9 protein-coding genes are annotated in these 10,158 nt (G+C 68.9%); 5 read left to right on the plus strand and 4 right to left on the minus strand.

The annotated features are described in order from the left end of the window. Positions 1–568 precede the first annotated feature (568 nt). Positions 569–1,354 (plus strand): glucosamine-6-phosphate deaminase, encoded by a 786-nt coding sequence (gene nagB / locus ABT137_RS47070; RefSeq protein ID WP_351719309.1) that lies wholly within the window; start codon positions 569–571, stop codon positions 1,352–1,354. A 139-nt stretch (positions 1,355–1,493) separates the two neighbouring features. Then, positions 1,494–2,030, plus strand: a complete 537-nt coding sequence (locus tag ABT137_RS47075; protein WP_351719311.1) for a GNAT family N-acetyltransferase — start codon at positions 1,494–1,496, stop codon at positions 2,028–2,030. Positions 2,031–2,063: 33 nt separating this feature from the next. On the opposite strand, the gene ABT137_RS47080 is transcribed toward ABT137_RS47075, so the two are convergent. From ABT137_RS47080 to ABT137_RS47095, 4 genes are all read right to left on the minus strand, one after another. Next, positions 2,064–3,554: a glycoside hydrolase family 3 protein gene (locus ABT137_RS47080; protein WP_351719313.1), complete on the minus strand. Its 1,491-nt coding sequence runs from the start codon at positions 3,552–3,554 to the stop codon at positions 2,064–2,066. A 9-nt stretch (positions 3,555–3,563) separates the two neighbouring features. Further along, a complete protein-coding gene (locus ABT137_RS47085; RefSeq protein ID WP_351719316.1) occupies positions 3,564–4,406 on the minus strand; it encodes a carbohydrate ABC transporter permease in 843 nt (280 codons plus the stop codon). Next, positions 4,403–5,377 carry a carbohydrate ABC transporter permease gene (locus ABT137_RS47090; protein WP_351719318.1) on the minus strand — a complete coding sequence of 325 codons (975 nt, stop codon included), beginning with the start codon at positions 5,375–5,377 and terminating at the stop codon, positions 4,403–4,405. The genes ABT137_RS47085 and ABT137_RS47090 overlap by 4 nt, the downstream gene beginning before the upstream one ends. Before the next feature lie 204 nt (positions 5,378–5,581). Continuing rightward, on the minus strand, positions 5,582–6,868 hold the full coding sequence (locus ABT137_RS47095) for an extracellular solute-binding protein (protein ID WP_351719321.1): 1,287 nt from the start codon (positions 6,866–6,868) through the stop codon (positions 5,582–5,584). Positions 6,869–7,227: 359 nt separating this feature from the next. Here ABT137_RS47095 and ABT137_RS47100 point away from each other — a divergent pair, with 359 nt between their 5' ends. The 3 genes from ABT137_RS47100 (at position 7,228) to mctP (ending at position 10,046) form a co-directional block, all read left to right on the plus strand. After that, positions 7,228–7,992: a GntR family transcriptional regulator gene (locus ABT137_RS47100; RefSeq protein WP_351719324.1), complete on the plus strand. Its 765-nt coding sequence runs from the start codon at positions 7,228–7,230 to the stop codon at positions 7,990–7,992. Between the two features lie 174 nt (positions 7,993–8,166). After that, entirely contained in the window at positions 8,167–8,439 is a 273-nt protein-coding gene (locus ABT137_RS47105; RefSeq protein ID WP_351719326.1) for a DUF3311 domain-containing protein, read from the plus strand. Then, a complete protein-coding gene (gene mctP / locus ABT137_RS47110; RefSeq protein WP_351719328.1) occupies positions 8,436–10,046 on the plus strand; it encodes a monocarboxylate uptake permease MctP in 1,611 nt (536 codons plus the stop codon). Before ABT137_RS47105 ends, mctP begins: the two co-directional genes overlap by 4 nt. Positions 10,047–10,158: the final 112 nt, after the last annotated feature.

The following is a 10,158-nucleotide window of genomic DNA, read 5'->3' on the forward strand; positions in this document are numbered from 1 at the left end:
AGAAGGGCGGGCCCGGAAACACCCGCGGGCCGCGGCGCCTGAGAGGGACCCTCAACCCTCCCGGCACCGCAGCCCGGAGCAGCAACGGCCGCGGGGTGTGCGGTCCCGGTCGGCCGAAGGTGAGGAGCCGGGGCAGTCAGGGCAGAGAGCTCCGGTTCCTCGGTCCGCCTTCCTGTGCGGGGAAGACGGAAGAGTGTGACTGTGCCGTACGGCTGATGCCGTACTCGTTCAGCCCTCGTACGCAATTGTGGACTAGACCACGGTGTGTGTCTATGCGTTGGAGACTGTTCACAGTTGATGCGATCGCAGCGTAGCCCGCCGGGGGCGGCCGTGGGGCCGGATGTCCGGGGCAATTTTCGGCGGCCCGGGCGAGGCGCGGCCCCCCTTCGTGGAAATTTTCCTCAATTCACCCCATCTGACGTATTCACGTAACCTCGCACTTGTCCCCTTTCTCTGCGCCCGACCTCCGGCGACAGGGGTCGGTTCTGTTAGATTGGTCCCATCAGATTGGTCTAAACCACATAGACCTTCCAGACCCTCCAGCCCTCTTGAGAACGGCAGGCCCAGCGTGGAAGTTGTCATCGTTCCGGACGCCGCCGCGGGTGGCGAGCTGATCGCCGAGGCCATGGCTCAGCTGCTCCGGCACAAGCCGGCCGCGCTGCTCGGGGTGGCCACGGGCTCGACCCCGCTCCCCATCTACCAGGCGCTCACCGCCAAGGTCCGCGCCGGTGCGGTGGACGCCTCGCGGGCGCGCATAGCCCAGCTCGACGAGTACGTGGGGCTGCCGGCCGATCACCCGGAGTCGTACCGTTCGGTGCTGCGGCGCGAGGTGCTGGAGCCGCTCGGGATCGGGATGGACGCGTTCCTCGGCCCGGACGGCGCGGCCGAGGACGTGCAGGCCGCCTGCGAGGCGTACGACGCGGAGCTGGCGATGGCGGGCGGCGTGGACCTGCAGCTGCTCGGGATCGGGACCGACGGGCACATCGGGTTCAACGAGCCGTGCTCGTCCCTGGCCTCGCGGACCCGGATCAAGACGCTGACCGAGCAGACCCGGGTCGACAACGCGCGGTTCTTCGACGGGGACATCACGCAGGTGCCGCACCACGTCATCACCCAGGGGATCGGGACGATCCTGGAGGCACGGCACCTGGTGCTGCTGGCCACGGGTGAGGGGAAGGCCGACGCGGTCGCGGCGACGGTGGAGGGGCCGGTCGCCGCGGTGTGCCCGGCGTCGGCGCTGCAGTTGCACCGGCACGCCACGGTGGTCGTCGACGAGGCCGCCGCGTCCAAGCTGAAGTTCGCGGACTACTTTCGGTACACCTTCACCAACAAGCCGGGGTGGCAGGGGATTTAGCGGATCCGTCTGCCGGGATCGGTTCGATTCGGACTGATCCCGGGTGGTGGGTTGCTCGCGCCCACGCGGCGGAGCCGCACATTGATACAGGCCCGCGCCCCTTCGGGGGCGCGATGCGCCCGGGGATAGATTGCCAGCCATGACTGTATTAAGCCCCGACCTCTGGCCGCCTGCCCCGATCAAGACCGAGCGGCTCGTGCTCCGTGAGTCCGAGGCGCGGGACCGCACGGCGGTCATCGAGCTGAACGCCTCGCCGGAGGTGGGCACCTACGTCGGTGGCCCTCGGCCGCGTGCCGAGCTCGAACGCATGGTGCCCGAGGTGCCCGGGCGGCGCCCCGGCTTCTTCGTGGTCGAGCTCGACGGAACGACGATCGGCACGGTCGAGCTCGACCCGCAGGGCCCCGAGTGTCCGGCCGACCGCCTGGCGGCCGGGGAGACCCACCTCGGCTACCTGTTCCTGCCGGAGGCGTGGGGACACGGGTACGCCGGCGAGGCGTGCGCGGCGGTACTCGACTGGTTCTCCGGCGTGCTTCCCGGTGAGCCGGTGGTGCTCTACACCCAGACGGCCAACCTCCGCTCGATGCGCCTCGCGGCGAAGCTCGGGTTCACCGAGGTGGAGCGGTTCGAGGAGTGGGGCGCCGAGCAGTGGTTCGGGGTCTGGTCCCCGGCCCGGTGACGCTGCCGGGCCGGGGACACCGGGTGGGGTGCGCTACGCGGTGACGCCCGCGATGACCTCCGCCGCCGCCACTCCGCAGACCCGCGCCGCACCGTGCGTCGCGATGTACAGGGCGCCCCGGGGCGCGGACTGCGGTACGCCCATCTCCACCACGATCGTGTCGGGGCGGGCCTTGAGCAGGGTGTCCAGGGCCCCGGTCATCCAGGGGTGACGGTGTTCGTCCCGGACCACCGCGACGATACGCCGCTCCCCCGCCGCCACGATCGCCGCGTGGCCCGCGTCCTCGCCCGCGAAGCTGCCGGTCTCGGTGCCGGGCAGGAGCCGGGTCAGTTCGGCGGACACGCCCCACGGGGTCTCCGTGCCCACGGCGATGTTGGTCTCGGGCGTGAGGGAGGCGACGAAGAGCGGTTCGGCCGGGGGCGTGTACGGGTCGACGCGCGTCACATGAAGCGCGCGACGGGCGGCGACGAGGCCGATGTCCGTGAGGGTCGGGTCCGGCTGGGTCACTTCCGTCGTGGCCGTCCAGGTCGCCAGTGCCCGCACCCGCTGCGCCGCGTCCGCCAGCCGCTCCTCGGGGAGTTCGCCGGAGCGGACCGCGGCGACCAGGGCGTCGCGCAGCCGTCGTACCGTCTCGTCGTCCGAGAGGCCGCCGCCCACGCAGATCGCGTCGGCTCCGGCGGCGAGCGCCAGGACGGTGCCGTGTTCGATGCCGTACGTCCCGGCGATGGCCTGCATCTCGATGCCGTCGGTGACGATCAGGCCGTCGTAGCCGAGTTCGCCGCGCAGGAGCTCGGTGAGCACGCGGTGGGACAGTGTCCCGGGCCGGGTCCGGTCCAGGGCCGGGACCAGGATGTGTGCGCTCATCACCGCGCGGGTGCCGGCGGCGATGGCGGCACGGAAGGGCGCCAGTTCGCGGGCGTGCAGGACCTCGGCGGTCGCGTCGATGCGGGGCATGGCGAGGTGGGAGTCGACGGCGGTGTCGCCGTGGCCCGGGAAGTGCTTGGTGCAGGCCGCCACCCCGGCCGCCTGGAGGCCGGTGACGTAGGCCGCAGTGTGGCGGGCGACCAGGTCCTGGTCGGCGCCGAAGGAGCGGACTCCGATGACCGGGTTGGCGGAGTTGGAGTTCACGTCGGCGACCGGGGCCCAGCTGAAGTTGACCCCGCACGCGGCGAGTCGGCGGCCCAGTTCGAGGGCGACCTGCCGGGTCAGCTCCGGGTCGTCGACGGCGCCGAGGGCGTGGTTGCCGGGGAAGGAGGAACCGGTGCGCACCTCCAGGCGGGTGACGTCACCGCCCTCCTCGTCGATCGCCACCAGGACGTCGTCCCGCTCGGCGCGCAGCTGGGCGGTGAGGGCCGAGAGCTGCTCGGCCGAGATGATGTTGCGGCCGAACACGCCCACGGAGGCGAGGCCCTCGCCGAGCCGGCGCAGCAGCCAGTCGGGGGCGGTGGTGCCGGTGAAGCCCGGCTGGAGGACCGTCAGCGCGTCGCGCGTGAGTGTGTCCGTACCGCTGGCGAATGTCGTCATCGGATGGGGTTATCCCTTCACGGCGCCCGCGGTGAGACCCGCGGCCATCTTGCGCTGGACCAGGAGGAACAGGACGACGATCGGCACGGCGAGCATGGTGGCGCCGGCCATCATCGGGGCGTATTCGGTGCCGTGCTGCGTGGTGAAGTTGGCCAGCCAGACGGTCGCCGTCTGGTGGTCCTGGCTGAGCAGCATCAGGGCGTAGAGGTACTCGTTCCAGGCCTGGATGAAGCCGTAGACCGAGGTGGCGACCAGGCCGGGGGCGAGCAGCGGGAAGACCACGCGGACGAAGGCGCCGGTGCGGGAGCAGCCGTCGACCATGGCGGCCTCCTCCAGCTCCTTCGGGATGTTGACGATGAAGCCGCGCAGGGTCCACACCGTGAACGGCAGGATGAACGTCAGGTAGGTGATGATCAGGCCGCTGAGCTTGTCGTACTGGTCCAGGTCGTTGAGGAGCAGGAAGACCGGGATGATCATGGCGACCAGCGGGATCATCTGGACCGCGAGGATGCCGACGATCACGATCTTGCGGCCGCGGAAGGCGAACCGGGAGATGGCCAGGGCGGCCAGCAGTCCGACGACCATGCCGATCACCACGACGGAGAGGGACACGATGAGGCTGCGGCCGACCGGGCCCCAGAAGTCGGCGATGTCCAGCGCGCGGCTGAAGTTGGACAGGGTGATGCCGGTGGGCAGCAGGCTCGGGTCCGGGTCGATGGCGTCCTTCGCCGGCTTGAACGCCGTGTTCAGCATCCAGTAGACGGGGAAGCCCGAGATGACGAAGACGAGGAGGCCGAGGAGGTTCCAGCCGGTCTTCGCCTTCCAGCGGCCGGGGGTGGCGACGGTGCTCATTCGACCTCTCCGATCTTCAGCATCTGGCGCATGTACACGGCGACGACGCCGAGCAGGAGGATCACGGTGAGCAGGGCGATCGCGGAGCCCTGCCCGTAGTCGTTGACGACGAAGGCGCGGTCGTAGGACCAGGTGGTCAGCAGCTGGAACTCGGCCTCGGGGTGGCCGCCGCGCATCACGAAGACCTGCGGGAAGACGCCCATGTCCCAGATGACCGAGAGGGTCGTGAGCATCACGATGACCGGCTTGAGGATGGGCAGCGTGACGTAGCGGAAGACGCCCCAGGGGCCGGCGCCGTCGAGGCGGGCGGCCTCCTCCAGTTCCTTGGGGACCTGGGTGAGTCCGGCGCTGAGCGTGATGACCACGAAGGGGATCGCTCCCCAGACCACCAGGAGCATGATCACCGCGAGCCCCTCGGGTCCGCTGGCGAACCAGTTGTGGCCGACCATCTCGACCCCGGGGAGCTTGCTGAGCAGGGCGTTGAGGATGCCGTAGTCGGAGTCGAAGAGCCACTTGAAGACCGTGGTGGCGACGATGACCGGCATGCCCCAGCTGGCCACCAGCGCGATGTTGACCAGCGTCTTCACCCAGCCGGAGACGCGTTGCAGCAGCAGGGCGACGAGCATGCCGACGACCATGGTGAAGATGACGCAGCCGGCCGCGAAGAAGATCGTGCGCAGCACGACCTGCCAGAACTCGCTGTCCCCCAGCACCTTGGAGAAGTTCCCGAACCCGACCCACTCGGCCGGCTTGAACCCCCACAGCTGGGTCTGCCCGAACTGCTGGAAGGAGAGGGTGACCAGCCGGTAGAGGGGGTAGCCGAGGACGAGCGCCAGGATCAGCAGGCAGGGGGCGAGCAGCAGCCAGGGGACGGCGGGGCCGCCCGAGCGCCGGTTCGCACGTGGTCTTTGCGGGGAGTCCGGTGGAGGTGCCGGCACCTTGGCGGGTGTGGTCGTATCAACGGCACTCATCGTGCGCTCCTCAAACAGATCGAGAGAGGTCGGCGGCGACGCGCCCCTTCAGGGGCGCGGGGCGGTATCGATAGGCGACTACCGCCGCGTGTGCGCGACCAGCCACGACGAACCGGCACCAACCCACCAACCCGTCGCGGCACCTTCTGACATCACTCACCGGCCGGACCTGGCCCCCCGTCGGCCAGGCCCGGCCGCAGGCCGTTACGGGGTGTTGATGACCTTGTCGATCGCCGCGTCGGCCTCCTTGGCCGCCGCCTCGACGCTCTCCTTGCCGGTGCCGATGTTCTGCAGCATCGTCTGGAGCACCTGGGCCTTCTCGACCTGGCCCCAGCCCGGCGCCATCGGCACGAACCAGTTGGACTCGGCCGCGGTGGCCGGCACCGCCGTCGCCGGGTCGTTCTTCAGCGTGGCGAGGTCGGTCTTGTTGTTCGGCAGGTTGCCCTTGGCCATCAGGCCCTTCTGGCCGGAGGGGCCGGTGAACGCGTTGATCCACTCGGCGGCGACGGCCTGCGCCTTGGACTTCACCGGGATGGCGAGGTCGGAGCCGCCCAGGAAGACCGGCATGTTCTTGCCGGACGGGCCGGGCATCACGAAGTTGACGAGGTTGTCCTTCAGCTTGCCGCCGGTCTTGTCGTTCTTCGGGTCGGCCGCGGTCGCGCCCTCCCAGGCGGCACCGAAGATCATGGCCGACTTGCCCTGGCCGTAGACGATGTAGCGGTCGGACTCGTCCTTGGTCTTGTCACCGTGCATGTACTTGTCGATGACGCTCTTGAACTCGGTGAGGCCCTTGATGGACTCGGCCGAGGAGAGGTTGCCCTGCCACTTGCCGCCGTTCTCGACGGCGATGGAGCCACCGGCGTCGTAGACGAAGGACATGGCCGCGTACCAGTCACGGGTGGGCTGGTACCAGGCGCTGAACTTGTCGCCTTCCTTCTTCTGGATCTTGTCCAGGTCGGCGGTCAGCTCGGTATAGGTCTTCGGCGTGGTCTTGATGCCGGCCGAGGCGGCGATGTCCTTGCGCCAGTTGGCGACGCGGCCACCGGCGTAGTACGGCACCCCGTAGGTCTTGCCCTGGTAGGTGACGGAGGCCTTGAGGCCGTCGAGCCACTGGTCGGAGCTGGTGAACTGGGAGGCGTCGACGGGGGCGAAGGCGCCCTTCACCATGTAGCTGAGCATCTCGGTGTTGCCCATCTCGACCACGTCGGGGGCCTTGTCCGTGGCGAGGACGGCGTCCAGCTTGGTGTTCTTGTCCGGCCAGCCGTAGTACTCGTGCTTGATCTTGATGCCGGGGTGCTTCTTCTGCACGGCGGCGTCGGCGGCCTTGACCAGGTCGGGCCAGTTGTTCTGCGCGTCCACCGTGAGCCAGACGGTCAGCGCCTTGGCGTCCGAGCCCTGGGACTTGTTGTCGTCCTTGTTGTCACTGCCACACGCCGCGACCGAGAAGACCATGCCCGCGATACCAATCGCGGCTATCAGCTTGCGCTTCACGCCACCCTCCTCAGGGATGCCACAAACCCCCCTGCCTCCCCGCACGAGCGTTGGGCCGGGACCTGGACCAATGGTGTAGACCAGTGCGGGAAGCTTGGCCCAGACCACCAGGCCTGTCAAGGGTGGCCGAATAGGCTCCGACCAGCCGTTATGCGACCTACATATGCAGGAACCTTTAAGTAAGAAACCCTCGAAAACCCGGGGCGCGGACGAGACAATTCCGGTAGACCACTCGCTCGGTGGACTAGACCAACAGCGCCCGCGACGGTATACAGAGGGGATCACGCAGCGTGCAGGGCGAATCCCGTACGCTGCCGTGCCACGAGGCGAGCCGCATCAATAAGCCGGGAAGGCGGAGCATGAGCACCGACGTCAGCAGTGCGGAGAACGAGAGCGGGACAGCCATCCGTACCGCGCGCGTGCCCAAGTACTACCGCCTGAAGAAGCACCTGCTCGAAATGACCGAGACACAGGCCCCCGGCACCCCGGTCCCGCCCGAGCGCACCCTGGCCGCCGAGTTCGACACCTCCCGCACCACCGTCCGCCAGGCCCTCCAGGAACTCGTCGTCGAGGGCCGTCTCGAGCGCATCCAGGGCAAGGGCACCTTCGTCGCCAAGCCCAAGGTCTCCCAGGCCCTCCAGCTCACCTCCTACACGGAGGACATGCGGGCCCAGGGCCTGGAGCCGACCTCGCAGCTGCTGGACATCGGCTACATCACCGCCGACGACCGGCTCGCCGGACTGCTCGACATAACGGCAGGCGGGCGCGTGCTGCGCATCGAGCGGCTGCGCATGGCCAACGGCGAGCCGATGGCGATCGAGACCACGCACCTGAGCGCGAAGCGCTTCCCGGCCCTGCGCCGCTCCCTTGTCAAGTACACGTCCCTGTACACCGCCCTCGCCGAGGTGTACGACGTCCATCTCGCCGAGGCCGAGGAGACCATCGAGACCTCGCTGGCGACCCCGCGCGAGGCCGGCCTGCTCGGCACCGACGTGGGCCTGCCGATGCTGATGCTCTCCCGCCACTCCCTGGACCGCGACGGCCAGCCGGTGGAATGGGTGCGCTCGGTGTACCGCGGCGACCGCTACAAGTTCGTCGCCCGGCTCAAGCGGCCCCAGGACTGAGCACGTTTACACCCCATCTGCCCTGACGGCACGTCACTCTTCTCCACCAGATCGACATACCGATATGCGGATGAGGTCTTCCGCTGACCTTTCGCGTTCGCCATGATTGCCTGCGCATTACACAGGTGAACAACGGTGATCGCCTGACGGTCAGTGAGGGGACGGAGCCGCGAGATGTCAGATGCGTCCGATGTGACCAAAGCGGCGGTGGTGACGCCCATACGCGTCGCCATCGCCCTCTGCCTGATAGCGCCCTTCGTGGCGATGCTGTGGGTGGGCTCGTACGCCAAGACGGACCCGGAGTTCATCGGGATCCCGTTCTTCTACTGGTACCAGATGCTGTGGGTGCTGCTCTCCACCGCGCTCACGATGACCGCCTACCAGCTGTGGCAGCGCGACCAGCGCGCCCGCAAGGCCGAGAGCACGAGCGGGGGTGCGCAGCGGTGAAGGACGGCGTGAACGGCGTCGCGCTCGGCGTCTTCATCTTCTTCTTCCTGGCCGTCACGGTCATGGGCTTCCTGGCCGCGCGCTGGCGCAAGGCCGAGAACGAGCACTCGCTCGACGAATGGGGCCTCGGCGGCCGGTCGTTCGGGACCTGGGTCACCTGGTTCCTGCTCGGCGGCGACCTGTACACGGCCTACACCTTCGTCGCCGTACCGGCGGCGATCTACGCGGCGGGCGCGGCCGGCTTCTTCGCGGTGCCGTACACGATCCTGGTCTACCCGCTGATCTTCACGTTCCTGCCGCGCCTGTGGTCGGTCTCGCACAAGCACGGCTATGTGACGACCTCGGACTTCGTGCGCGGCCGCTTCGGCTCCAAGGGCCTCTCGCTGGCCGTCGCGCTGACCGGCATCCTGGCAACGATGCCGTACATCGCGCTGCAGCTCGTCGGCATCCAGGCGGTGCTCGACGTGATGGGCATCGGCGGCAGCGACGGCACCAACTGGTTCGTGAAGGACCTCCCGCTCCTCATCGCCTTCGGCGTGCTCGCGGCCTACACCTACTCCTCCGGCCTGCGCGCCCCCGCCCTGATCGCGTTCGTGAAGGACGCGCTGATCTACATCGTCATCGCGGTGGCGATCATCTACATCCCGATCAAGCTGGGCGGCTTCGACGACATCTTCGCCAAGGCGGGCGACAAGTTCACGGCGGCGGGCGCGGGCGGCCTCGTCCCGCCCGCGGCCGGCCAGTGGACGTACGCCACCCTGGCGCTGGGCTCGGCGCTGGCCCTGTTCATGTACCCGCACTCGATCACCGCGACGCTCTCCTCCAGGAGCCGTGACGTGATCCGCCGCAACACCACGATCCTGCCGCTGTACTCCCTGATGCTGGGCCTGCTCGCCCTGCTGGGCTTCATGGCCATCGCGGCCGGCGTCAAGGTCACCAACGGCCAGCTGGCCATCCCCCAGCTGTTCGAGAACATGTTCCCGGACTGGTTCGCGGGCGTGGCCTTCGCGGCGATCGGGATCGGCGCCCTGGTCCCCGCGGCCATCATGTCCATCGCGGCCGCGAACCTCTTCACCCGCAACATCTACCGGGACTTCATCAAGCCGGACGCCACGCCGAAGCAGGAGGCCCAGGTCTCCAAGCTGGTGTCGCTGCTGGTGAAGGTGGGCGCGCTGATCTTCGTCCTCACGATGGACAAGACGGTCGCCATCAACTTCCAGCTGCTCGGCGGCATCTGGATCCTGCAGACCTTCCCGGCCCTGGTCGGCGGCCTGTTCACCCGCTGGTTCCACCGCTGGGCCCTGCTGGCGGGCTGGGCGGTCGGCATGGTCTACGGCACGGTCGCCGCCTACGGCGTGGCCTCCCCGGCCCAGGCGCACTTCGGCGGCTCGTCCAAGGAGATCCCGGGCCTCGGCGAGATCGGCTACATCGGCCTGACGGCGTTCGTGATGAACGTGGTGGTGACGGTGGTCCTGACCTTCGCCCTGAAGGCCTTCAAGGCCCCCGAGGGCATCGACGAGACCAGCCCCCAGGACTACACGGCGGACGCGGGCGACCCGGACGTGGAGGTGGAGTTGCCGCCGGCCGTCGCAGGAAGCGCCCACTGACAGCGCCCCGTCAGGGGCCCAGTGGTTGCCGGTGCCGATGATCGCGGAGACCGTGAAGAGGGGGTGGATCAGGCCGAGCGCCTTCAGCCACCACTTCGGGGCGACGACGGCG

This window comes from Streptomyces sp. NPDC001980 (genome assembly GCF_040296885.1).
In the GTDB taxonomy this organism is placed as follows: domain Bacteria; phylum Actinomycetota; class Actinomycetes; order Streptomycetales; family Streptomycetaceae; genus Streptomyces.